General features: G+C 43.0%; 20 protein-coding genes, 1 rRNA gene and 1 riboswitch (1 of these 22 running past the window's edge). Of the genes, 11 read left to right on the top strand and 10 right to left on the bottom strand.

Annotation, left to right across the window (positions count from 1 at the left end):
• Positions 1 to 13 precede the first annotated feature (13 nt).
• The 3 genes from OSJ91_RS23965 to OSJ91_RS23955 are packed head-to-tail and all read right to left on the bottom strand — an operon-like array spanning position 14 to position 2,861.
• Positions 14 to 544 carry an NAD(P)H-dependent oxidoreductase gene (locus tag OSJ91_RS23965; RefSeq protein ID WP_063234827.1) on the bottom strand — a complete coding sequence of 177 codons (531 nt, stop codon included), beginning with the start codon at positions 542 to 544 and terminating at the stop codon, positions 14 to 16.
• A gap of 18 nt (positions 545 to 562) precedes the next feature.
• A complete protein-coding gene (locus OSJ91_RS23960; protein ID WP_485890579.1) occupies positions 563 to 2,182 on the bottom strand; it encodes a DHA2 family efflux MFS transporter permease subunit in 1,620 nt (539 codons plus the stop codon).
• A gap of 40 nt (positions 2,183 to 2,222) precedes the next feature.
• Positions 2,223 to 2,861: a biotin/lipoyl-containing protein gene (locus tag OSJ91_RS23955; RefSeq protein ID WP_350300258.1), complete on the bottom strand. Its 639-nt coding sequence runs from the start codon at positions 2,859 to 2,861 to the stop codon at positions 2,223 to 2,225.
• Between the two features lie 325 nt (positions 2,862 to 3,186).
• Here OSJ91_RS23955 and OSJ91_RS23950 point away from each other — a divergent pair, with 325 nt between their 5' ends.
• Positions 3,187 to 3,645, top strand: coding sequence for a MarR family winged helix-turn-helix transcriptional regulator (locus OSJ91_RS23950; RefSeq protein WP_214747548.1), 459 nt, complete (start codon positions 3,187 to 3,189; stop codon positions 3,643 to 3,645).
• A 57-nt stretch (positions 3,646 to 3,702) separates the two neighbouring features.
• Here the strand turns inward: OSJ91_RS23950 and OSJ91_RS23945 are convergent, their stop codons facing one another.
• The 4 genes from OSJ91_RS23945 to OSJ91_RS23930 all read right to left on the bottom strand — a co-directional run bounded on the left by OSJ91_RS23945 (position 3,703) and on the right by OSJ91_RS23930 (position 11,683).
• A complete protein-coding gene (locus OSJ91_RS23945; RefSeq protein ID WP_214923327.1) occupies positions 3,703 to 4,794 on the bottom strand; it encodes an FUSC family protein in 1,092 nt (363 codons plus the stop codon).
• A 322-nt stretch (positions 4,795 to 5,116) separates the two neighbouring features.
• Positions 5,117 to 9,589, bottom strand: a complete 4,473-nt coding sequence (locus OSJ91_RS23940; protein WP_485890578.1) for a glutamate synthase-related protein — start codon at positions 9,587 to 9,589, stop codon at positions 5,117 to 5,119.
• 339 nt (positions 9,590 to 9,928) lie between these two features.
• Positions 9,929 to 11,218 carry a glutamate-1-semialdehyde 2,1-aminomutase gene (locus tag OSJ91_RS23935; RefSeq protein ID WP_350300256.1) on the bottom strand — a complete coding sequence of 430 codons (1,290 nt, stop codon included), beginning with the start codon at positions 11,216 to 11,218 and terminating at the stop codon, positions 9,929 to 9,931.
• A gap of 144 nt (positions 11,219 to 11,362) precedes the next feature.
• Positions 11,363 to 11,683 (bottom strand): hypothetical protein, encoded by a 321-nt coding sequence (locus OSJ91_RS23930; RefSeq protein WP_485890577.1) that lies wholly within the window; start codon positions 11,681 to 11,683, stop codon positions 11,363 to 11,365.
• 151 nt (positions 11,684 to 11,834) lie between these two features.
• Between OSJ91_RS23930 and OSJ91_RS23925 the strand changes: the two genes are divergently transcribed.
• From OSJ91_RS23925 to OSJ91_RS23915, 3 genes are read left to right on the top strand one after another with little or no spacing between them, the layout of a single operon-like run.
• Complete coding sequence (locus OSJ91_RS23925; protein ID WP_413019663.1) at positions 11,835 to 12,842, top strand: ABC transporter ATP-binding protein; 1,008 nt, start codon at positions 11,835 to 11,837, stop codon at positions 12,840 to 12,842.
• Between the two features lie 48 nt (positions 12,843 to 12,890).
• On the top strand, positions 12,891 to 13,682 hold the full coding sequence (locus tag OSJ91_RS23920; RefSeq protein ID WP_072272421.1) for an ABC transporter permease: 792 nt from the start codon (positions 12,891 to 12,893) through the stop codon (positions 13,680 to 13,682).
• A gap of 4 nt (positions 13,683 to 13,686) precedes the next feature.
• A complete protein-coding gene (locus OSJ91_RS23915) occupies positions 13,687 to 14,472 on the top strand; it encodes an ABC transporter permease (RefSeq protein WP_350300252.1) in 786 nt (261 codons plus the stop codon).
• A gap of 42 nt (positions 14,473 to 14,514) precedes the next feature.
• Here OSJ91_RS23915 and OSJ91_RS23910 read toward each other — a convergent pair whose 3' ends face one another.
• Positions 14,515 to 14,991 (bottom strand): acyl-CoA thioesterase, encoded by a 477-nt coding sequence (locus OSJ91_RS23910; RefSeq protein ID WP_350300251.1) that lies wholly within the window; start codon positions 14,989 to 14,991, stop codon positions 14,515 to 14,517.
• The gene (gene metE, locus OSJ91_RS23905; RefSeq protein ID WP_350300250.1) at positions 14,988 to 17,294 is read right to left on the bottom strand and encodes a 5-methyltetrahydropteroyltriglutamate--homocysteine S-methyltransferase; all 2,307 of its coding nucleotides are present in this window, start codon (positions 17,292 to 17,294) and stop codon (positions 14,988 to 14,990) included. The genes OSJ91_RS23910 and metE overlap by 4 nt, the downstream gene beginning before the upstream one ends.
• A 146-nt stretch (positions 17,295 to 17,440) precedes the next feature.
• A riboswitch (cobalamin riboswitch) is annotated at positions 17,441 to 17,633 on the bottom strand.
• Positions 17,634 to 17,872: 239 nt separating this feature from the next.
• On the opposite strand from metE, the gene OSJ91_RS23900 reads away from it, so the two are divergent.
• From OSJ91_RS23900 to perR, 5 genes are all read left to right on the top strand, one after another.
• A complete protein-coding gene (locus OSJ91_RS23900; RefSeq protein ID WP_101225970.1) occupies positions 17,873 to 18,292 on the top strand; it encodes a potassium channel family protein in 420 nt (139 codons plus the stop codon).
• Positions 18,293 to 18,354: 62 nt separating this feature from the next.
• On the top strand, positions 18,355 to 18,825 hold the full coding sequence (gene bcp / locus OSJ91_RS23895; protein WP_485890576.1) for a thioredoxin-dependent thiol peroxidase: 471 nt from the start codon (positions 18,355 to 18,357) through the stop codon (positions 18,823 to 18,825).
• 11 nt (positions 18,826 to 18,836) lie between these two features.
• A complete protein-coding gene (locus OSJ91_RS23890; RefSeq protein WP_485890575.1) occupies positions 18,837 to 19,946 on the top strand; it encodes an aminopeptidase in 1,110 nt (369 codons plus the stop codon).
• A 149-nt stretch (positions 19,947 to 20,095) separates the two neighbouring features.
• The gene (locus tag OSJ91_RS23885; RefSeq protein WP_485890574.1) at positions 20,096 to 21,040 is read left to right on the top strand and encodes a D-2-hydroxyacid dehydrogenase; all 945 of its coding nucleotides are present in this window, start codon (positions 20,096 to 20,098) and stop codon (positions 21,038 to 21,040) included.
• A gap of 156 nt (positions 21,041 to 21,196) precedes the next feature.
• A complete protein-coding gene (perR, locus tag OSJ91_RS23880; RefSeq protein WP_413019659.1) occupies positions 21,197 to 21,640 on the top strand; it encodes a peroxide-responsive transcriptional repressor PerR in 444 nt (147 codons plus the stop codon).
• Between the two features lie 94 nt (positions 21,641 to 21,734).
• Here perR and OSJ91_RS23875 read toward each other — a convergent pair whose 3' ends face one another.
• Positions 21,735 to 22,088 (bottom strand): YgzB family protein, encoded by a 354-nt coding sequence (locus OSJ91_RS23875; protein ID WP_034305326.1) that lies wholly within the window; start codon positions 22,086 to 22,088, stop codon positions 21,735 to 21,737.
• Between the two features lie 175 nt (positions 22,089 to 22,263).
• On the opposite strand from OSJ91_RS23875, the gene OSJ91_RS23870 reads away from it, so the two are divergent.
• Together OSJ91_RS23870 and OSJ91_RS23865 are read left to right on the top strand one after the other, a co-directional pair.
• Positions 22,264 to 23,139: a nucleotidyltransferase-like protein gene (locus tag OSJ91_RS23870; protein ID WP_350302958.1), complete on the top strand. Its 876-nt coding sequence runs from the start codon at positions 22,264 to 22,266 to the stop codon at positions 23,137 to 23,139.
• A 269-nt stretch (positions 23,140 to 23,408) separates the two neighbouring features.
• A 16S ribosomal RNA gene (locus tag OSJ91_RS23865) occupies positions 23,409 to 24,201 on the top strand (it continues 758 nt past the right edge of the window).

Raw genomic sequence — 24,201 nt, 5'->3', positions numbered from 1 at the left:
TGAATCAAGCCTCCTAGAGCTCGTTTATGAATGAACGGGTGACATGGGCTACCCGTTTTCCTAATGCTTCTCCAAGCTGCAAGTCATTTTTGGTGATGTTGTCATCCACACCGGGCGGACAGCTTATTCCTACTCCATAGTAGGAGCCATATAAGGCGTTTTCCGGGACAGTGCCGGGCAAGCCGACAATGATCATGCCTTGATGAAGCATAGGGGTGATTAAGTTCAGCATGGTAGCCTCGAGTCCGCCATGTACGGTGGCCGTGGTACAGAACACAGCACCCACTTTATTGATCAGCGCACCTTCCGCCCATAGATACCCAAGTTTATCGATCCATGTTTTCAAACTCGAACTGATGGTGCCGAAATGACCGGGACAGCCCCAAATGATGGCATCCATTTCCTGGAGCTTATAAACATCGGCCTCGTTCACATGGTCAATGAGAACCTCAGCGCCAGGGACCGCGGCGGCCCCTTGAGCTATTGATTCGGCAAGTGCTTTCGTATGGTTGCCTTCACTGTCGTAAACAACATAGATCTTCATTTTTATTCCCCCATTTAATTAAACCGATTTTTTTACTGGTGAAGGAAGCAAAGGTACATCCAAATGTTCTTGTTTAGGTTTTTTCATTGCTTTGTCCTTCCGAACGTCACGCAAAAACAGTGAGAGAACGATACCGGCAATTGCGAAGCCTGTTGCCCAAAAGAATGCATCATTGATTCCCATCACATTTGCTTGACCCTGGATTTGTGAAGAAATCAGGGACATGGCAGTTTCCTGTGCCTGTTCACTAGTTTGATTCATCGAACTCATGATGGATTGAACGATTGTTTGGAAATTCTGAACAAAACCGGGATCACTCGTACTCATTTCCGTTCCTAAAGCAGTTCCATGGAAAGATGCACGGGTTGTATAAATGGTCGTCACGAAGCTCGTACCAATGGCTCCGGTCACTTGTTTAAGCGTATTGCTCATTGCCGTACCATGTGTATTCAAATGCTTAGGAAGCTGATTCATCCCAGCAGTCATGATCGGCATCATCAGTAAAGACATTCCAAGTGAGCGGATTGCATAGATGATGACCAAAGTCGAATAGGTAGTTTCCGTAGTCAATTTAGCGAATTCGAAGGTTGTGACGGCCGTAATCGCTAAACCAAGAAGTGCTAATGGCCGGGGGCCGATTTTGTCAAATAATGCTCCTGAAATGGGTGACATCACCATCATCACAAGGGCTCCGGGTAGCATCAATAGGCCCGATTGAACTGGTGTGAAGCCTCTTAAAGTCTGCAAATATATAGGCAATAAGAATATCCCGGTAAACATGGCCACTGTGACGATGGCGGAAATGATATTCGATAATACGAACATGTCATACTTAAATACACGGAAGTCGAGCATAGGTGTTTCCGATTTTAGCTGTTGAACCACAAAAAGCGTCAAAAGGATCAGCCCGATGATGATCGTTCCCAGAACGATGGGATCCGTCCAGCCTTTGGAACCTGCTTCACTGACACCGTATAGTAAGGATGCAACACCTAGCAAGGATAGAGACGCACCCAACAAATCCAATTTGATTTTCTTTGGTTCTGCTACATTACGCATACTTAAAAAGGCGAGTGTCATGACTATCATGCCTAATGGCACCATTGCGTAGAACATGACCCGCCAGCTATATTCCTGAATGACCCAACCAGATAAAGTCGGGCCGATTGCAGGGGCAAACATAATGGCAAGTCCAAAGATTCCCATTCCTTTCCCGCGCATTTCCGGAGGGAAGATGAAAAGAATGATCGTCATGACCAATGGCTGCAGGATTCCGCCGCCAGCCGCCTGTATCAGCCGGCCTGTAAGGATGACGGGGAAATTTGGTGCGATGCCGCAGATGAATGTCCCGACGGTGAATAAAAACATGGCAGCAAGGAATAAAATGCGCGTGCCAAACCGTTCTATTAAAAAAGCGGACAGTGGGATCAAGGCTCCATTCACGAGCATGAATCCAGTTGATAACCATTGAATCGTAGTCGCAGCTACATTGAATTCTGCCATCATCCTAGGCATGGCGACACTAAGCAGGGTTTGATTCAAAATGACCATGAACAAACCTAGCATTAAGATAATTAACATGGGGGCAAACTGCTTCATTCCCTTGTTTTCATTTACTGTGATGGTTTGAGAAGCCATTTAAAGAAAAGCCTCCTTTCTGTATAACTGTGTAGCCATTTTATTTAGTTGAAATTTTCACTTCTGCGTTCATTCCAGGCAGAACTTTATCGGATGGTGCTTTGATGGAAATTTTAACTGGTACTTTTTGGGTGACTTTTGTATAATTTCCGCTGCTGTTTTGATTGCCCATCACTGAAAAGACAGACGTTGTAGCATAACCGATCTGTTCCAATGTACCTTCGAAGACAGTATCGGGATCTCCATCGATGATAATATCGACGCTGTCACCTTTTTCGATATCCTTCAATTTATTTTCTTCAATATTAGCCGTAATGGACAGGTCATCCATATTGATGGTCTGAGCCAGCGTTTGACCCGCTTGAACAAGCTGCTCATCATGCACTTGTGTTTTAACGATAGTACCTTGTGCTGCGGTTTTTACCGCTTCTTTTCCGTCTAAGGTGGTTACATTGGCAACTTTGTCATCCTTACTTACACTGTCTCCTTCATGTAAGTCCCAATCTGCTAGTTTACCGGCAGCGGGGGCAACGATGGTATATAGCTCTCCCGACACTTTCGCTTCATCCGTTTTAATGAAATTCGTGCTTTCATAATAGTAATAAGCCCCACCGGCCAATACCGCTATGATAATAACCAAACCAATGACATTGATTAAAACTAAACGTCCTCTATTCACTTGTTTCGCCTCCAAAAAATATTGATGATGTATTTCTTTTTTCGATACTGTTCATAAGCTAGAAATGACAACGCCCCCTATTCTGATGTTTATTTGTTAAATTAAATAAATATTAACTTTTATAAGTATTAATATTATTAAGTAAAGAGTTTACCAGTTTAATTATTTTTTGTCATGTAATTTATTCGGAATAATAGTGGGAAATAAATACAGTGAAATAGTAAAAATTTGAATTTTTTTTAGTTTTAAGGATATATGGAAAGTAAAGTTGACATTGGAATGCCATTTAATTAAATTTAAGAGGTAGGATTGTCCTATATAAGGAGTGAGAAGGCTGGAATTTAAATGGGAAGTAACTAATAGTATAGAAATGCAGATTTTTCGGATTAGGAAGAAGCTTAGGGCCATCGTAGCAAAAAATCTTCAGCCTTATGGATTAACATCGCCTCAGTTTTTCATATTATTGATATTGAAAAAAGAGGGGTCGATCAAATCGACCCAGCTGGCTGACTTCTTAACCGTTAAGCCAAGTGCGATTACCGTATTTGTAGATAAGTTGGTCGAAATGGATTATGTAAAAAGGCAGCCTTCTGATAAGGATCGCAGGGTCATCAACCTTGAATTGAAAGAGGCAGGGGAAGCGATTTTGGGGAGAGTCCTTGCGGAGCATAACCAATTGATGGGCAAGAACTTCAATTCATTCTCAGAAGATGAGCTGCAGGATCTTTTGAAGAAATTGGATACGATTGAAAAGGCGGCAGATAAGAACCTTTTGGATGATTGAATGAGGGGCATGCTCTAAATAGAGACGAAAAAAGACGGTTCCTGGGAACCGTCTTTTTTAATCTTCTTCATAGTGGACAGATATTTCGTTATCTTCCTTATGGAAGGACTGGAAGCTGACAATCAGCTTTTCAAGATGTTCCAATTGCTCGTCATATTCTATGACCGCAGAAATCAATGGTACAAGGCGGGCAGAGAGATGGCCCAGATTATCATGCATTTCGTCCACTTGATTCTGCTGTTCGAAAAAGTGGGCGAGCAGCTCTTTACGACTTAAACAATCCTGGTCCCAATCTTCAATCTCCTCGATGGACTTGATTTTTTCGATATGCAGTAATATCAACTGTTCATGCTTGCGGATCAAGGAATCAAGCTGCTGTAAGATGCTCCGTTGGAAATCCTCAGGCATTTGATATACTTCATTCTCGAACTTATGAATTCTCTTCAAGGTTTCAAACGCTTTTTTTGTCGTTATGATCATTTGCCGATAAACGACAAGCTTTCTTGCTTTAGCTACACTGTTTTTCTTGAAATATTCCCGTTCCTCTTTGTACATGGAATAGATATGTTCCAGATCGAGTAACTCCGCCTTCAATCGGCTGATGTCTTTTTTTAATAAAGTGTGTTCTGTAGCATGTCTTGTGCTGATTCTAATCCATTTCAAGATGTCTTCGGTTACATCTGTAATGCGTGTATAAAGCTTTGCTTCATATTTTGGAGGAATGAAAACTAGATTCACGATAAACGAAGAAACGATTCCAAGCAAAACGGATGAGAGACGAATAAAGGCAAAATTCAGGAATTCCCCGTCCTGGCTTTCCATTATGGCGATGACCGTCACGATGGAAAGGACGATCGTTTTATCCATTTTCAATTTTAAATTGATGGTTATGACAACCATTACGGCAAGACCGATCATAAAAATATCATTTCCGAACAACAAAACGAAGGAGACAGCAACCAATGCGCCAATGATATTTCCTTGAATTTGCTCCAGCACCGTTTGATATGAACGGTAAATGGTCGGCTGTATTGCAAAAATTGCAGCAATCCCAGAAAGGACAGGAGCAGGAAGGTTAAGCAGTTCCGAGAGATAAAGCGCTAAAACGATTGCTATTCCTGTTTTGAGAATGCGGGCACCAAACTTCATATATGGGTTAATCCTTTCTTTGTATTGTAATGGATAAGTGGCTCTATTTATATATAGGCTTTTGCTTAAAGTTGTATTCTAACTTATTTGTTAGTACTTTACACTAAAATAAGAAGATGTAAACAAAAAGTAATATACAGGATTTTCCTAAGAGTTACAATAGTTAAAATCAAGTTTAATATATAAAGAAACGATAGGCAATTTCTTGATTGCTTTCAAGTTTGTTTTTCCATCGTTTGAAGACATTCCAGAGGTATATGACTGGAAAAGGCTGATGCTCGCATTAAAGAGCATCAGCCTTTATTAATATATATTTTCGGCATCACTCCGTGGAAACAGCAGGATCCGCCTGTTCTTTAACTGGAACGACCTGAAGGAAGTGCTCTTCAGGATTTTGTAGCAGGGCCTCTAAAGAGGCCGCTTCTTCGGTTTGGCCATGATCTTTCAAGAGGGCCGTGTATTTGCCCAGAAGTTCGGCCACATCCCGCAGGCCTCTTCCGGATAGGGGCTCAATGGAAATCTTTGCACCTTTCGCAACCCGCTTCTTAATGACCTCTTTGGTTAATCCAGATTCAGGCTGTTGCCGTAAATAAACGACACCGCCTGTCATCCCTGCGCAAATCCATGGACCGGGATCTCCCAGAACCAAACCTCTTCCATTTGTCATGTATTCAAAAGCGAATCCCTTAATATTGGAAGTTACCGCAATATTGCCGGTTTCCTTTTTAGGAAGCGGTTGTTTCAATAATCCTCCAATGATCATATCCGCTCCGGAAAGCCGGATTCCTGCCCTGGCATCGGCATCACCTTGGGCAATGAGAAGACCGTGCTGTGCACCGTAACCAAATCCCTTGCCTACAGAGCCATTGTAGAACTTTCCATCTTTTCCTGGAGATTTAAAGATGGCAATATTACCGCCAATCGATGTCTTGCCGATACCATCCTGGGCACCGCCATTCACGCTGATTGAAATTCCCTCCGTATTGTATGCCCCGAGTCCATTACCCGGGATGGAACCATCCTGGTAGGATAGGTGGACGGGGGGAAGTTTTTTGTATGATCCGTCCAATCTGCCCCTAACGCGGTGACAGGACACCCTGCTGCCGAGTACACGCTGCTCGGAAGTGATTGAGCTATAGCTCCGGGATTGCTGCAGATCATCTACATGCGAATCTAGATATTCAGCGCCAACGGCTACCTGCATGGAGCCTTCATTCAAATACGCCGCAGTTTCCTTATGTGAGAACGGTGTTATATCCAAGTTTTTCAATAAATAGGTTAAATCCAATGATTGTTGACCTTTAACTTGCTGCAGTAAATCAGAACGTCCGACGATATCCTGAAGATTCTTCACCCCAAGTGATCCGGTCAAAGATTTGAGTTCTTTTGCAAATGCACTGAACATATTCGTTAATCCCTGAACGGCTAAATCAAATTTTCGTGGAACAAAACGGCGCAACCCGTGTTCTTTCGCCTGTGCTTCCGATTCAATTTGTGTGGCGATGCCCACATGGCAAGTATCAAGATGACATCCGCGGCACGTTGTACAGCCGACGGCAATCATCGAAAGGGTTCCAAAACCTACACGGTTTGCACCAAGCAGCATTACCTTCAATACATCCATCGAGCTTTTTAACCCACCGTCTGCCCAAATTTCGACATTCTGTCTGATACCTGACTCAAGCAGCGCATTATGGGCGGCTTTCACACCTATCTCTACTGGCAGACCGACATGTGCGAGTGCATGGATCCTGGCAGCACCCGTTCCGCCATCAAAACCGGAAAGCGTTATGATATCGGCCCCCGCTTTTGCGACGCCGACAGCAATCGTACCAATGTTTGGAACGACTGGTACTTTGACGGCAACTTTTGCCTTGTCGTTTGCCGTTTTTAGCTCATGGATCATTTGGGCCAAATCTTCAATTGAGTATATATCATGATTATTGGAAGGGGAGATCAAATCGGAACCGATTGTTGCATTTCGGGCTTCTGCGATTTTCGCTGTGACCTTGGAACCTGGAAGGTGACCGCCTTCACCAGGTTTTGCCCCTTGCCCAATTTTAATTTCCAATAGATTTGAAGAGTTCAATAGTTCTGCATTGACACCGAATCGGCCGGAAGCGATTTGCTGTCCGCGGGATTTCGGGTACTTGCCAAGCATATCCTTTATTTCCCCGCCTTCACCATTCATGCTGATCATGCCTAACCTCTCGGCAGCTTCTGCATAGGCCCGGAAAGCAATCTCATTTTGTGACCCAAAAGACATGGAGGCTATGACGAACGGCAATTCCTGTTCGCCGACCGAAAGACTGACTTCTTCAGAAGGGATGGAAGCATCTGAAGTTTTTAATGATGTCAAGTGGCGGATCGTCGTAGGATTGGATTCTTCCTGTTCGGTGATCTTTTCGCGATAAGCATCATAGTCCCCGGTTGAAGCAACTTCCCCGATAGACTTCCAAATCCTTGGGAACAAATGGAAGGTTTTGCCCATTCGTTCTTTTTCATTGCCGTAATCTTCTGCACGCTGGATGGCATCTGCCTTGATTTTATCAAAATTATAGTCCAGATCATTGGATCCGAAGAAGTTAGCCACATTTAAATATTTCGCGATTTCCTCATGTAAACCGATGCTTGAGAAAAGTCTTCCATAGCCGCGCAGCTCATGAATGCCAATGGTGGAGATGACTTTCTCAAGACCTTTCGTCAAGGAGTTATATAGATTGGTAACCCCCTTGAGGTCATCCGAAGATAAGGAAAGGAACATATAATAGGGGCTGATTAAGTTGGCCCCAAGACCATAAGAAACGATGATATCATGCAGTGACCTTAGCGATGCTGAACGTAAAAGGATGGAACAATCACGGCGCTTGCCTGTGCGGACCAACGCTTGATCGACGGCTGAAGTGACAAGGTGGGGATCAAGCCAAAGGTTGCCGTTTTGATGGGCAAGGGCATCATCCAGAACGAGCAGCGTTTTTCCTTCATCCACTGCATTGACACTTTCATCCGTAATCCTGGTCAAGGCATCCGTGATGTTTTCATCCTCTTTGAACGTGCTTGAAATGAAGTGCACGAGTTTTTGATCTTGGTTATATTTAATGAACTGATCATAGCTTGGCTGCGATACGATAGATGAGCACTCATAACCCGTTGACCCTTCAATCAATAAGGGAGTCAGCAGCTCCGTAACCTTTCCTGCCTTATTCGCTTCGAAAAGGGAAGGACGTTTTCCGATGATCGTTCTTGTTGAGAAGTGCTCGGTTTCCCGGTCTCGGTCGATCGCAGGGTTGGTTACAACGGCCACACTTTCCTTAATGAAATCAGCAATGTTGGTCCGTTGGGGATTAAGTGCTGCGAGTGGCGCATCATGACCAAGTGAACGAATGGGCTCGGCGCCTTTTTCGGCCATCTGTTCCACTAATTGGACATGCTCCCTTTCCCACCCAAAGGCTTTATACTGACCATTATGAATGGCTTGCGTATTTGTCATGGAGACAACCTTTTCAAACACTTGGGGCTGTAAGCGGACTCGGTCATTGGAAAGGACGAAACGATCATTGAAGAGTTCAAATACTTTATCCTGGTAATCCTTGTAAGTGTACAATTCAATAAGGTCGCCGTTCCATTTCAAACCGATTTTTTCCCCTGGCCCCATCGGTTTCGGATCTCCGGTATATTCACTGGAAGGGATGATTCCTGGTTCGGAAGTGAACATATAAGATGATTCCGTTTCAATATTCCATAGTGGGCGCAAGCCTAAAGAGTCGACTGAGAACACGGCTTCATCGCCGAAACGGGAGATGATGCCTGCCGGACCTTGTGCAAAATGACCCCATGCTTCCCTTAAATACGTATATAAGTCTTGTAAGTGCTCGGGATATTCCTTGATTTCATTAATGATTGGCGGGAACATAAGATCGACAGCTTCAAATAAAGAGTAGCCATGACGGCAGATGAAAGTTTCGATCGTTTTGTTTAAATCCTGTGAGTCGCTTCCATCTTTAGCGATGGGAACTCCGATCATTTTCGCTTCATCACGCAATTTGGCGATGGTATTGATTTCGCCATTATGACCAAGTACACTGAAAGGCTGGACCCTGAAGAAGCTTGATAGAGTATTAGTTGAAAAACGATTATGCCCCAGTGTCATGGTGGAGGCAGCCAAAGGGTCGGCAAGATCAAGATAATAGGCAGGGAGTGTATCTCCAGCACCCATCACTTTGTATACCGCATGATGCTGGCTTAAAGATGCAACATGGATGAAATCACTTTTTTCGATGTCGGAAGTCAGCTCAAAAAGAACATTTGAAAGCTCCTGGTTGTTATTGATGGTGGAGGAACAGGCAAATTGCCAGAACACTGGGTCTTCTTGAATGGCAATCGGTCCCAATGCCTCGGAACGGTAGGCTTTATCCGTTTCGAATATCAATGAGAGACCATGTTGGAGCAGTTTCTCCTTGACTTCGATTTTTAAGTCGTTAGCTTCTGTTTTTTTGCTTAAAAATAAATGGCCGACTATGAAGGAATCTTGATCGACGATGCTTGGATCGACATTTACCGCTTCAAGCTTCTTTTTCCAAAGAGCCCGGGGAATATCGATATGGATGCCGGCGCCATCGCCCTCACCATTGATGAAGCCGCAGCGATGGTTCATTTTAACCAGGGCGTCGATACAGGCAAAGATGTTTTCGTTAGTAGGGATCTTCTTTTTTTCGATGCAGGACACGATACCGCAGGCATCATGTTCTTCCTTGTGAAATTCTTTGAATGTAGCAGGTGTCCATTGTTGGGTCATATATGTGGCTTGAATAAGGTTACCCTTATTCTCTGCCTTTCACCTCCTGTAGCATGTGTTTAATGGGGGAAATATTAGTAAACCCGAACAATAGTCCAAGTTTTGATAGATTGAAAGAAAGTGTATAAATGTATATAAATGTATCTATATCATATCATTTAAATATTCAGAAATCAATTTTTTATACAATGGAATGGATGCTGTAATTGGTGGGATTTTTGTAAGGAGTGGCTTCAAATGCCAATATTAAAGATTTATTACAGGGAAATAAGAAACCCTCAAGATTGATGAACATCCTGAGGGTGTATAAAAAATGCATAATTATGCTTATTCGATTTATTATATTAGGTTTTTGAATGCATGTTCAACCGCTTTTAGAGTATAAGCGATATCATCATCCGTGTGAGCAATCGTCAAGAACCAGGCTTCGTATTTGGACGGTGCCAAATTGATTCCCTGGTTGAGCATGAGCTTGAAGAACTTAGCGAACATTTCGCCATCCGTATTTTCCGCCTGCTCATAGTTTTCAATTTTTTCTGTCGTGAAATAGATCGTCAATGCCCCTTTAAGGCGGTTGATGGTGATCGGTACATTATATTGGCGGGCTGCTTTCAGGATACCTTCTTCAAGGATTTTCCCCAGCCGGTCCAGCTCGTCATACAGCCCCTCTTCTTTAAGTACTTCTAAGCAAGCTATCCCGGAAAGCATGGAAGCCGGATTTCCTGCCATCGTACCCGCTTGATAGGCTGGTCCCAGCGGTGCGACAGAATCCATAATCTCTTTTTTACCGCCATAGGCACCAATAGGAAGCCCGCCCCCGATGATTTTTCCAAGCGCGGTCAAATCGGGTTGAATTCCCAAAAAGTCCTGTGCCCCTCCGTACATGAAGCGGAACGCTGTGATGACCTCGTCGAAAATGACTAGTGATCCGGCTTCGTGAGATAATGAAATGACTTCTTCCAAAAAGCCGGGGCTTGGTTCCACGATTCCGAAGTTGCCGACGATCGGTTCAACCAGCACGCCAGCAATTTCATTGCCCCATTTATCCAGTGCTTCTTTAAATGGCTCAATATCATTGAAAGGTACCGTGATGACTTCTTGTGCGATGCTTTTGGGAACGCCGGCAGAGTCCGGTGTACCTAAAGTGGAAGGGCCGGAGCCTGCAGCGACGAGAACAAGGTCGGAGTGTCCATGGTAACAGCCTGCAAACTTGATGATCTTATCGCGTCCTGTGTAAGCGCGGGCAACGCGGATGGTGGACATGACGGACTCGGTTCCTGAATTGGTGAAGCGGACTTTATCCATGGATGGTATGGCTTCTTTCAACATTTTGGCAAATTTGACTTCATGTTTGGTCGGTGTGCCGTATAAAACGCCCGTTTCTGCTGCTTTAACGATCGCCTCCGTAATATGTGGATGCGCATGACCTGTGATGATCGGGCCATATGCAGCTAAGTAATCGATATATTTATTGCCATCAACATCCCAGAAATAAGCACCTTTGGCATGATCCATCGCAACAGGTGAACCGCCGCCTACAGCTTTGTAAGAACGGGATGGGCTGTTAACCCCGCCAACGATATGTTCCAATGCCTCTTTATGTAAAAGCTCCGAATTACTAAAATCCAATCTTAAAACCTCCTAAATATATAAACATATTTCCCCTTAATCATAGCACTTTTCCGTCCGTAAATCTGGGGTCGAAGGCCGGGAAATGTGATTCATTCACTGGTGGAAGCGCTGAATCCCTATAAGCATCAGGGTTCCGGGCCTTCATTTTGTTTGCGAAATAGAGTCGGATTTCATAACTCCTGTTATGAAAGTAAGAATGGCCAAGATGGTGTCAGGGTTTTCGATGTCGAAGGATTGGCGGTTCATTTCGCCCTTTGCTTGGTAATAGATTAGCTGCCCGGTTCCTTTCTCTTCATTAATGCGAAGGTGGAAACTGATGGGTGTGCTTTCGATCGACCCGCTGGAATCCCTTTTGATGACCTGGCATAATAATTCACCGTACTCATCTTCATAAAGGAAGTCATATCGAAGGTCGAAAACGACCTTTTCAATTTGGGATAGTAATAATTTTTTGATATTCATAGCATACTCGTCTCCTTTATATATGTATCTGGTACAACGGCCATTTCCTCCCTGAAAATGGTATATGGCATCCAAGCATTTTTATTGTCTAAAAAGGTTGGTTTGGATAAACTAATTCATTAGGACAAGAGATTACGGAGGATGTAACAGGATGAGTGATGCAATTCAAGTGAAACAGCTTCGGAAGGAATTTAAGTCGGCATCAAGCCGTTCAGGGCTAAAGGGTGCCTTCCGGGATTTACTTACCAGAAATTATAAGGTCGTCCCTGCCGTCAATGATATCAATTTTACTGTAAAAAAGGGTGAGATGGTAGCTTATATCGGGGAAAATGGTGCAGGGAAATCGACCACGATCAAAATGCTGACAGGTATTTTGGAACCGACAGCAGGTGAAATCACGGTCAATGGCATGAATCCGCATAAAGAAAGGGAAAAGTTCACTCAGACAATCGGAGTCGTATTCGGTCAGCGCTCACAGCTTTGGTGGGATATTGCAGTTCAAGAATCGTTTAGGCTGTTAAAAAAGGTCTATAAGGTAACGGATGAACAATATGACGATCATATGGAACATGTCATCAAGACGCTTGATATCGGCCCTTTGCTGGACAAACCAGTGCGTAAACTCTCGCTTGGTCAGCGAATGCGCTGCGAGCTTGCGGCAGCCTTGATCCACAATCCGCCTTTGCTGTTCCTGGATGAGCCGACAATTGGACTTGATGTGCTCGTGAAAATGAAGATTCGTGAGTTCCTGAAAGAAATCAATGAGAAATATAATACGACAATCCTTTTGACTACACATGATTTAGGAGATATTGAAGCATTATGTGAGCGTGTAATCATGCTTGATGAAGGACAAATCATCTATGATGGGGAATTGCAGAGTTTGAAAGATAACTGGGCTGAGGAAAAACAGATCCATTTTCAATTCATCGAGCCGATCGCATTGAAGGAATTACAATCATTAGCGCTCCCATTTACCGCTAACTGGGTTTATGATGAGAAAAATCAAACTTACATTGCCTTGTTGAAAGAAGAAAGTGATCATATTTCACAGCTTGTTTCAGCTGTCGTATCTCATTTTAAAATAAAAGACATCAAAATCCATGAAACGTCCATTGAAGAGATCGTTCGCAATATTTACGAAGAAGGCACTGTCTGACTCTCTTATCATTAAGAAACAACGTGTCTATCAAGAAGGGGGAGGGCCATGGGGAAGTATCTTGCCATGATCCGCATGCGTTTTTTAATGATGCTTGCGTATCGAACGGATTATTATACCGGCATTTTAATTTATAGCATTAATATCGGTGCTTATTATTTCTTATGGAATGCGATATATGGAGAAAAAAGCTCCATCGAAGGACTTTCAAGCATGCAGATGACAACCTATGTCGCGGTTGCATGGATGGCGCGCGCTTTTTATTTCAATAATATTGACCGCGAAATCGCCACTGAGATTAAAGACGGCAAGGTTGCCATTGAAATGATAAGGCCTTATAACTATTTAGGCATGAAAACGATGCAAGGGCTTGGGGAAGGGATATTCCGTTTCTTCTTCTTCTCGATTCCGGGGATGCTGCTGGTAGCTTTCATTTTTCCTATCGAATTGCCGCACGAGCCGGCTACGTGGGGGATGTTCGGCATTTCCTTGCTGTTCAGCTTCATCATCAATACACAAATCAACTTATTGACGGGAATCACCACCTTTTTCTTATATAATAATGCCGGATTAATCCGCGCTAAAAGGGTTATCATTGATTTATTTTCCGGTCTGCTGCTGCCCATCAGTTTCTATCCTATATGGGCGCAGGAAGTGATGAAATATTTACCCTTTCAAGGGATCAGCTATGTACCAAGCATGATTTTTACGAATGGGTACAGTTCAGGCGAAATTGGCATGGCGCTTTTACAGCAGTTAATTTGGTGCATCATTCTCATAATACCGATTCAGCTTTTATGGATAGTCGCAAAAAAACAGCTGATTATTCAAGGAGGTTGACGGGATGTTTTATGTATCGATGTTTTTTCAATATGTGAGTCAATATATGAAAACAAGACTGCAATATCGAGCCGATTTCTTCATGGAAATCCTATCTGACCTGCTGAATCAGGTCGTGAATCTAGTATTTATCTTAGTCGTTTTTGGACATACGCAATTTTTAAGCGGATGGAGCCGTGAAGAAATCATATTCATTTATGGATTTTTCCTTATCCCATTCGCCCTTTTTTCAGCCTTTTTCAACATCTGGGATTTTAATGACCGTTATATCGTCAAAGGTGAAATGGACCGGATATTAACAAGACCGATACATAGCCTGTTTCAAGTCATTTTAGAAAGAATCGAGCTTGAAGCGTTATTTGGTGTTGTGACCGGTTTGATCATTATAGTCTATTCGGGGATTTCATTGGATCTGCAGCTTGCGTGGTATGACCCGATTCTTTTCATCATTTTTGCAATAGGCGGGGCCCTTGCTTATGCAGCCATATTCGTTTCGATAGCAAGCATTGGTTTCTGGTCGGATGCGAAAACCTCCATCATGCCAATGATGTATAATATCGGGAACTATGGGCGCTATCCTGTTGATATTTATAATAAGGTCATTCGTTTTGTCCTAACATGGGTGCTGCCATTCGCGTTTGTTGGTGTTTATCCGGCATCTTATTTCCTTAGAAAGGAAGAGTGGTATGCATATGCATTTGCCACACCTGTAATTGGGGTAGCCTTTTTCGTGATATCCGTATTCATATGGAATCAGGGAGTGAAGAGGTACCGCGGGGCAGGGAACTGAAAGAAACCCCTTCAACAGCATTCATGTTGAAGGGGTTTTTGTTTAGTTGCGTTTATTCTTTCTTTCAATATATCTTGCTTGTGCTTGAACATATTGCTGCTTTTCCTCTTCGGTTTCCGGAATGACCTGTGGTACGTTTGTCGGCTTACCGTCTTCATCAATGGCCAGCATCGTTAAAAAAGCACGGGCCGTAAGCTGTTTCTCGCCTGTTAATAGGTTCTCGCGCTCCACTTTCACGAATACCTCCATTGATGTGCGATGGGCACAGGTAACATAAGCTTCAAGGTTGATCGCATCCCCCGTCTTGATGGGGGCCAAAAAATCAAAAGAGTCGCTTGAAGCAGTCACAACGGGTTTTCGACAATGGCGCATAGCTGAAATGCAGGCTATTTTATCAACATAGGCCATTACTTTACCGCCAAAGATGGTATTGTGATGATTTGTATCCGGTGGAAAAACAAGGTCGGTTAAAAAAGTCCGGGACTGCTGTATTGGATGGGCAACGTTCTTTTCAATCATTTGCCTGTTGTTTTTGCTAAAAGGTTTTCACGGACGATTTTTGCTGCTTCGACCATGTTTTTCAAGGAAGCGACGGTTTCCGGGATACCCCTTGTTTTCAGTCCGCAGTCGGGATTGATCCAAAACTGGTCTTTATCCAATACCTTGATCCCACGTTCAATCATATCTACCATTTCTTCCACTGCCGGCACACGCGGGCTATGAATATCATACACACCCAGACCAATGCCTTTTTCATACGTTTTTTCCTCGAATGCGGAAGCAAGCTCCCCATGGCTACGGGATGTTTCGATGGAAATTACATCGGCATCCAGGGAGGAGATGACATCCATGAAACTGTTGAAGTCGCAATAGCACATATGCGTATGAATTTGGGTTGTATCCTCCACGCTTGATGTGGATATCAAGAACGAATTCACAGCCCAGTTCAAATACTCGTCGCGATCGCTTCTTTTCAATGGCAGACCTTCTCTAAGTGCAGGTTCATCAACCTGAATCATTTTGATTCCAGCGGATTCCAATGCAATGACTTCTTTTTCCAAAGCGAGCGCCAGCTGATAGCAAACATTCTCCCTGGAAATATCATCACGGACAAATGACCAGTTCAAAATCGTAACAGGACCTGTAAGCATTCCCTTTACCGTCTTCTTCGTCAGTGATTGTGCATATACACTTTCCCTGACTGTCATCGGTTCGATGAAATGGATGTCGCCGTAGATGACTGGTGGTTTCACACAGCGGGATCCATAGGATTGTACCCAACCCTTTTCTAAAAAGACGAATCCGCCTAACTTATGGCCGAAGTATTCAACCATATCCGTCCGTTCGAATTCCCCGTGAACAAGGACATCCAAACCGATTTCTTCTTGGATTTCAATCCATCTGCCAATTTCTTCGTTAACGAATATTTCATATTGCGAAGCGGTCCATTCTCCTCTTTTGAATTTCCCGCGTGCTTGTTTAACTTCAAATGTTTGCGGAAAGCTGCCGATCGTAGTCGAAGGGAGAAAAGGCAATTTGAAAAATTCCTGTTGTTTTTGGTAACGTTCCTTAAATGGAAGCTGACGGGCGGCGGTCCTGGTTTTAACCTTTTCGACATTGGCTTGTACAGTTCCGTGATTCCGGGCATTTGAACTTGCTAAAGTTTGAAGCGTGAATTTATTGGCATCGACTTTTTCGGCAATTGCTTCAAAGCCTTGATTATTCCCTTTGACCAAGAGTGTGATTTCCTCAAGTTTCTCATCAGCGAAAGCGAGTGCCTCTTTCGCTTCTTTTGAAAGGGCGGTTTCATTACGAACTGTCACCGGGACATGAAGCAGGGAACAAGAGGGCTGAAGCCAGATTTGGTCTTCGGCTACAATTGTCTTAAGAGTCTCGATCAATTGGATTTTTTTCGATAAATCAGAAAGCCAAATGTTTTTTCCGTCAATCACACCTGCAGCAAGCACTTTGTCCTTCGGGAAGCCGAATGCTTCCAGGTTGCTTAGATTCCTTCCTTTGTCATGTACAAAATCAAGACCGATTCCTTGGACTTGTAATTCGATGACTTCTTGGTAATGTTCCACGGCATCAAAGTATGTTTGTAGCATGATGTTCAGGTTTGGTGCTGCTTCATTCAGTTTTTCATAGAGGTAAGTAACAGTTTGCATATCTTCTTTGGAAATCGATGAAACAAGTGAAGGTTCGTCCATTTGAACCCACTTCACGCCTTCTTGCTCCAACTCCCGCAGGATTTGCGTGTATAGGGGAAGCAGGCTCAGGATGATGCCAGGGATATCTTGTTTTTTGAAGCCTTTGGAAAGGGAGATGAAAGTATAAGGACCGATCAATACGGGCTTCGTTTCAATCCCTAGGTTTTCCTTGGCTTCCCGATATGCTGCAAGTGGTTTGTTTTCTGTTAACGTCAGCTGTGGCACCTTTAATTCAGGGACAATATAGTGATAGTTCGTATTGAACCATTTCGTCATTTCGGAAGCTACTTCATCATTGTTTCCGCGAGCCATTGAATAATAAACGGAAAGGGGGACGCTTCCGCTTTCATAGGCTGAATAACGTTCAGGAACAAGACCGAACATGACGGACATATCGAGCATTTGATCATAGCAAGTGAAGTCGTTGACAGGGATGATATCAATGCCTCGCTTCTTCTGTTTTTGTAAGTTGCCTAAACGGATGGCTTTTAGCTGTGCCGTAAATTCTGCTTCATCGATTTTACCGGACCAGTAAGACTCCAATGTACGTTTCCATTCACGATTTTCCCCGATTCGAGGGTAACCCAAACTACTGCTTTTCAATATTCCCATCCTCCTATATTCATTTAATTGAGCAATAAAAAAAGCATTCCTAACCGTCAAAAGAGATGGTTAGAAATGCTTAAAATAAAGAGGCATGCAAAATGCCCCTTACAATTATAAGGTCCCTAACACCTCCCTATCTCCCGTAGGTTAAAACAGTGTTGTCGAAATAGGCAGGTCTCCTGACTTAGGGATTAACATTAGCGACGGGCCTTCCCGATCTGTTGATCAGTGGCATATTGGATGGCGCTAACACTCCCATTACAGTGGCGGGACCGTGCCGGAATTACACCGGACTTCCCTTTTAATCCTAATTTAAAATTAGGAACCTATTTCCACATATGAAATTTGACAAAACCTGCCTTGATAACTGTTTGCAGGCTAAAAATTTATAAAATAAAAACTATTATAAAAATTTAGACAATCTTAACATATCCGACCAAAAGGGTCAACATGAAAAAAAGATTCAGGAAAAGTATGCGGTTATTAGGTGTGTAGGTGATAAGGGTCTGTTCCTAAAAAAGAATATATTGTTTGGACAGGGAGTATGTATAGAGGAAGTGGCGTTTTGAAATGGGGCGTGGGGGATGACTTTCTACATCTTGATTGCAGGAATTATTTTTTGCATGGTGATGAGCATTCGTACGTTATTTCTTGTTGAGTCGGGAGGAAAGAAGTTTTCTCTGGAGGATATGCTGTGGCTAGGCAATTTATATGCGACGATATTAGTTGGATTTGCACTGATTTATTTATTATACGAACTTCAGAATCATTCGGTGATTCTTGATATGGGCAATCGATTGGATGGCACTTTCTATGAACAGTTGAAGACTTCTTTTTATTTTAGTGCGATGACGATGTTTTCTGTAGGGTATGGAGATATAGCCCCGATTGGCATGGGGAGGATGATAGCTACGATTCAGGCTTTCATCGGTTATACACTGCCGGCAGCGTTCGTGATCCGGACGGTGATTGATTTGGAGCACAAAGATAGGAAGGATAAATGAAAGTTGTGTTTCTTTCGATTATTGGGTACTCTTACCATAATGAAAGAAATGGAGGGTTCAATATGACAGTTAAAATTGGAGAAAAAGCACCTGATTTCAAGCTCCCTGCAAACAATGGTGAAATGGTGTCCCTATCGGATTTTAAGGGGAAATATATTGTTTTATATTTTTATCCAAAAGACATGACGCCAGGCTGCACGACGGAGGCCTGTGATTTCCGGGACCATAATGAGCAATTTGAGGAAATGAACGCTGTCATCATTGGAATCAGCCCAGACCCAGTTGCACGTCATGAAAAATTCATCGAAAAACATGGATTGCCTTTTCTGCTGCTGGCTGATGAAAATCATGAAGCGGCTGAATCATTTGATGTGTGGCAATTGAAAAAGAACTTCGGCAAGGAGTATATGGGCATTGAACGTTCAACTTTCCTGATTGATAAGTCTGGTAAGGTAGTCAAAGAATGGCGTAAAGTAAAAGTCAAAGGCCACGTCGAAGAAGCTCTTGAAACTCTTCGTGACCTCGAAAAATAAGGGACAGGCAGATGAAGGATGAGCGAATAACGAAGCTTGCAGCCAGGCTGATTCATCATTCGATACAATTACAGCCAAAAGAGAGAATCCTCATACGGGGCCATATCAACACGAAACCATTATTGAAAGAGCTGATTGATGAAATTTATAGAGTGGGTGCTTACCCATATGTAGAACTCGAAGACGATGAAATAAGCCGCCACCTGTTACAAGGGAATGTAAAGGAACAACTTGACACCTCTTCGCAATGGGCCTTGAAGAAATATAAGGATATCGATGCGGTCATCATCATCACCGGGGAGGAAAACGATGTGGAAATGACCGATGTTCCCATCGAGAGGCACCGTCTTCAAGGGGAGGCTATGAATTCCCCCACTCTTTTCTATGTAAACAACCGACGTTGGGTCTTGCTTAATTATCCCACCAACGCATCAGCGCAAAAAGCCGGCATGACCTTCGACAGGTACGAAGATTTTCTTTTGAATGTATGCAACATGGATTACGGGAAAATGGAGACGGCCTTGAAACCATTAAAACAATTGATGGAACGAACTGACAATGTCAGGATCGTCTCGCCAGGAACGGATTTGACCTTTTCCATCAAAGGTATGCCGGCCGTCATATGTGCCGGAAAAAAGAATTTACCGGATGGGGAAGTGTTTACGGCACCCATAAAAGATAGTCTCAATGGAAGGATATCCTTCAACACACCAACAACTTATGAAGGATTCACCTTTAGTGACATAGAATTAAACTTGGAAAAGGGAAAAATCATTAAAGCTACTTCCGATCGTGACTCTGAAATGAACCGAATTCTGAATATTGATGAAGGGTCCCGATTTATCGGGGAGTTTGCAATTGGAATCAATCCATACATATTGGAACCTATGGATGATATCCTGTTCGATGAGAAAATAAGCGGGAGTCTGCACTTGGCTCTTGGACTTGCCTATCAAGAAGCGGATAATGGAAACCGATCATCGATTCATTGGGATATGGTTTTGATTCAGCGGCCCGAATATGGGGGTGGTGACATCTTCTTTGACGACGTCCTGATCAGAAGGGATGGCGTTTTCATTTTGCCTGAATTAGATGCATTAAACCCAAATTCCTTAAAATAAAGCCTTTTTTAATAAGGCTAAGGCTTTTGTCCAACTCAAAAAGGGGACACCTGAATATGCTTTATTAAGGGAATACCTCCTCAGAGAAAGTTGCGCGGGACACATAGAGCCCGTGTTTTTTTTATGTTAATTAAAAGGGAGAGATAAACATGTTAATACTTTCAACTGTCATTCCGAATGAAGGCATCCAAAAGAAGATGACAGAAGCTTTTCCTGACTTGGGCTTCATTTATCAAAAAGGATGGACGGATGGGCCGCTTCGTGAAGCGGAAATCTTAATTACATATGGTGAAGACTTAACTGAAGAAATCATTGAAAAAGCTGCGAACTTGAAATGGATCATGGTCATGAGTGCAGGGATGGAATTAATGCCTTTTAAAGCCATAGAGGAACGGGGAATTCTGGTGACCAACGCAAGAGGCATTCATAAAATCCCGATGGCAGAGTATACGATAGGGATGCTTTTGCAATATGAAAAGAAATTGAAACTGCTTATGAAGAATGAAAAGGAAGAATTGTGGGATAGAAAGATTGAAGTAGGGGAATTGAATGGCAAGACGATGCTCGTTATTGGTGTGGGTGCAATTGGAGGGGAAGTGGCTCGTCTTGGGAAAGCCTTTGGGATGACGACGATAGGAGTGAACCGGAGCGGGAAACCAGTGGAATCCATCGATCACCTTTATGCCCTGGATAATTTATTGGAAGCCATACCGGGAGCCGATTATATCGTATCCGTCCTGCCAAGTACGGATGAAACGAAGGGCCTTCTGCAAAAAGAACACTTTGAAGCAATGAAAGAAACTGCAGTATTCGTGAATATTGGCCGCGGCGACCTGATTAATGATGAAATGTTGATCGAAGCGCTGGATGCCGGGGAATTATCTCATGCCATCTTGGATGTATTTGATCCGGAACCTTTAGGAAAAGGGCATCCGTTTTGGAGGATGGAGAATGTTACAGTCACTCCGCATCTTTCAAGTAAAAGCGGAGAATATTTACCAAGAACCTTTGCCATATTCGAAAAAAATATGCGTGAATACCTGAAAGCTGGAAAAGACTTCACCAACGTAATCGACTTATCCAGGGGATACTAAACTCAATGCAAAAATGGGAAAGATTCAATGTGTTTATGAATAAACTAAAAAAGAATGGTTAAGCCATTGAATTATTGACAAATTCAACGCATAAAAGGTACACTATTTATAAACATTATAATTTAAGAATGCATACTTAATGAGAAAAAGAGGTGGATGACGGTGTCTGAAGTTCAGTTAAAAGAAGCGTTGGATTCCTTAAAAGATACCGGTGTAAGAATAACTCCTCAACGCCATGCGATACTTGAGTATTTGATAAGCTCCATGTCCCACCCTACCGCTGATGATATATATAAAGCGCTGGAAGGCAAGTTTCCGAATATGAGTGTGGCAACGGTTTATAACAACCTGCGTGTGTTCCGTGAGGTAGGTTTGGTAAAAGAACTTACGTATGGTGATTCTTCAGCAAGGTTTGATTTTGTGACGACGAATCATTATCATGTAATTTGCCAAACTTGCGGGAAAATTGTGGATTTCGATTATCCTGCATTGGATGAAGTCGAGCATTTCGCAGCACAAGTCACCGGTTTCAATGTTAGTCACCATCGGATGGAAATCTACGGCGACTGTACGGAATGTGCGAAAAAAGAATCGCATTAAAAAAAGTTCCTCCACTTGGTTGGAACTTTTTTTCATGTTATGAAGAAATGATACAATTGTTAAAGACTTCTGGAATTCAGCTAGCCGAATTCCTTTAGTCATGCAGGCTTTTCCGGTTATATTTTTCGTTGAATTCTTCGCCTTCCAACTTTTTGTCAAGTGTCAATGGTTCTTCACAATGCATGCAAATATCTACACGCCCTAGTATTTTTGTAGGTTTGCTGCAGTTAGGACAGACAACCTGGATCGATTTTGTGGAAAGCATTCCAATCCAAAAATAAACCCCTGTACTTGCGATTATGAATAAAAGGCCCAGCCCCATGAAAATCGTCATGACAACAGGATGCGTTTTGAAGAAAAGCCCAAGGTACATTACGATGAAGCCGATGAAAATCAAACTCAAAGCAAAAGTGCGTATTTTATTGATTTTGCTAGAATATTTAGCCATGGATTGTCCCTCCTAAAATATAACTTTAACTATAACATAAACAATGGATGGAACAAAAAAGAAATAAAGGATACATATTACTTTTGAATTGAGATGGTTTGGGGTAAGGGACATAAGCAGGAATTTGAAGAGTTTTGTCGAAAATCTAAAAAAAAAGGTTTTGGAGGAATTTATGATGGAAGATATCCTTCGCCCGATTTATCAAGAGCGAGCAAGTTTAAAATCTACACTTGGAATCTTGTTAGTAGAAAAAAGGGATGATAATAGCCCGATTACCGATACATTTGACTACATCCTTTTTGTGATTGCAGACGAAGCGGAAGAGGCCGTGTTTTTAAAACATTACACTTACCGAGATAAAAAGGCAGCCTTACATATCGTAAAGGAAGACCAGTTAAAAGAATGGCTTCTATTAGGTACGAACCGCAAAGTGGTTGACTGGATATATAACGGGAAGGTTCTTTTTGACCGGAATGAATATTTGAATCGTTTGAAAACAGAAATCCGGGAGTTCCCCTTCTATGGAAGGAAGTTAAAGATGGGGATGGAGTTTGCGAAGTTAATTCGCAGGTACATGGATGGGAAAAGCTTCTTTGAAAAAGGCCATTATCTGGAGGCATACAACCATATCGTTCATTCCCTGCATCACTTGGCCCGTTTGGAAATAATAGAACAAGGCTTTTATCCGGAGGTTACGGTCTGGAACCAAGTGAAGCATATGGAACCAGAGATCTATAAGTTGTATAAAGAATTGATCAGCAGTGAGGAAACTCTCGAAAAAAGATTGGAGCTTCTTTTCCTTGCGAGCGAATTTCTTATTTATTCGAGGACGAATGCAGGTTCACAGCATTTGGTCGAAATAATGGGGACGAAAGAAGATCCGTGGACGATTGCGGAGCTTATGGAGCATCCGGAAGTTAAGTTTTATTCAGTCGACCTAGGTGTTTTATTGGAATATTTGATAGAGAAGAAGGTAATCGACGTCATCAAAGCGGAGACAAAAGGTCACGAGGTATATCACCGGTTTTATCGGGTGTCAAAAAACTTTTAAAAAAATGTATTTTTATTGTTGACCAATAGTAATATAGGTGTTATATTAATACATGTCGCTGCGGGACATCAGCTTTCGCAGCTTCATCAAAACAAAAAAACTTAAAAAACATGTTGACAACAATGTTGAAAACGTGATAAGATGTAAAAGTCGCTTACGAAGTAAACGGCAACGAAATTGCTCTTTGAAAACTGAACAAAACAAAGCGCCAACGTTAAATTTTAAGTGAGCACACACTATCAAAAAAGCAAATGAGCAAGTCAAACATTTCTTCGGAGAGTTTGATCCTGGCTCAGGACGAACGCTGGCGGCGTGCCTAATACATGCAAGTCGAGCGAATCGATGGGAGCTTGCTCCCTGAGATTAGCGGCGGACGGGTGAGTAACACGTGGGCAACCTGCCTATAAGACTGGGATAACTTCGGGAAACCGGAGCTAATACCGGATACGTTCTTTTCTCGCATGAGAGAAGATGGAAAGACGGTTTACGCTGTCACTTATAGATGGGCCCGCGGCGCATTAGCTAGTTGGTGAGGTAATGGCTCACCAAGGCGACGATGCGTAGCCGACCTGAGAGGGTGATCGGCCACACTGGGACTGAGACACGGCCCAGACTCCTACGGGAGGCAGCAGTAGGGAATCTTCCGCAATGGACGAAAGTCTGACGGAGCAACGCCGCGTGAACGAAGAAGGCCTTCGGGTCGTAAAGTTCTGTTGTTAGGGAAGAACAAGTACCAGAGTAACTGCTGGTACCTTGACGGTACCTAACCAGAAAGCCACGGCTAACTACGTGCCAGCAGCCGCGGTAATACGTAGGTGGCAAGCGTTGTCCGGAATTATTGGGCGTAAAGCGCGCGCAGGTGGTTCCTTAAGTCTGATGTGAAAGCCCACGGCTCAACCGTGGAGGGTCATTGGAAACTGGGGAACTTGAGTGCAGAAGAGGAAAGTGGAATTCCAAGTGTAGCGGTGAAATGCGTAGAGATTTGGAGGAACACCAGTGGCGAAGGCGACTTTCTGGTCTGTAACTGACACTGAGGCGCGAAAGCGTGGGGAGCAAACAGGA

Source organism: Bacillus sp. T-10(2022), from assembly GCF_056502895.1.
Note: the sequence above shows the minus strand (reverse complement) of the source record. Positions and strands in the feature narration are given on the sequence as shown.

Coding starts and splice junctions, on each gene's coding strand:
- OSJ91_RS23965 (WP_063234827.1), bottom strand. CDS start 544: ATGAAGATCTATGTTGTTTACGACAGTGAAGGCAACCATACGAAAGCA.
- OSJ91_RS23960 (WP_485890579.1), bottom strand. CDS start 2,182: ATGGCTTCTCAAACCATCACAGTAAATGAAAACAAGGGAATGAAGCAG.
- OSJ91_RS23945 (WP_214923327.1), bottom strand. CDS start 4,794: ATGAAGTTTGGTGCCCGCATTCTCAAAACAGGAATAGCAATCGTTTTA.
- OSJ91_RS23940 (WP_485890578.1), bottom strand. CDS start 9,589: ATGACCCAACAATGGACACCTGCTACATTCAAAGAATTTCACAAGGAA.
- OSJ91_RS23930 (WP_485890577.1), bottom strand. CDS start 11,683: ATGAATATCAAAAAATTATTACTATCCCAAATTGAAAAGGTCGTTTTC.
- OSJ91_RS23925 (WP_413019663.1), top strand. CDS start 11,835: ATGAGTGATGCAATTCAAGTGAAACAGCTTCGGAAGGAATTTAAGTCG.
- OSJ91_RS23920 (WP_072272421.1), top strand. CDS start 12,891: ATGGGGAAGTATCTTGCCATGATCCGCATGCGTTTTTTAATGATGCTT.
- OSJ91_RS23915 (WP_350300252.1), top strand. CDS start 13,687: ATGTTTTATGTATCGATGTTTTTTCAATATGTGAGTCAATATATGAAA.
- OSJ91_RS23910 (WP_350300251.1), bottom strand. CDS start 14,991: ATGATTGAAAAGAACGTTGCCCATCCAATACAGCAGTCCCGGACTTTT.
- metE (WP_350300250.1), bottom strand. CDS start 17,294: ATGGGAATATTGAAAAGCAGTAGTTTGGGTTACCCTCGAATCGGGGAA.
- OSJ91_RS23900 (WP_101225970.1), top strand. CDS start 17,873: ATGACTTTCTACATCTTGATTGCAGGAATTATTTTTTGCATGGTGATG.
- bcp (WP_485890576.1), top strand. CDS start 18,355: ATGACAGTTAAAATTGGAGAAAAAGCACCTGATTTCAAGCTCCCTGCA.
- OSJ91_RS23890 (WP_485890575.1), top strand. CDS start 18,837: ATGAAGGATGAGCGAATAACGAAGCTTGCAGCCAGGCTGATTCATCAT.
- OSJ91_RS23885 (WP_485890574.1), top strand. CDS start 20,096: ATGTTAATACTTTCAACTGTCATTCCGAATGAAGGCATCCAAAAGAAG.
- perR (WP_413019659.1), top strand. CDS start 21,197: ATGACGGTGTCTGAAGTTCAGTTAAAAGAAGCGTTGGATTCCTTAAAA.
- OSJ91_RS23875 (WP_034305326.1), bottom strand. CDS start 22,088: ATGGCTAAATATTCTAGCAAAATCAATAAAATACGCACTTTTGCTTTG.
- OSJ91_RS23870 (WP_350302958.1), top strand. CDS start 22,264: ATGGAAGATATCCTTCGCCCGATTTATCAAGAGCGAGCAAGTTTAAAA.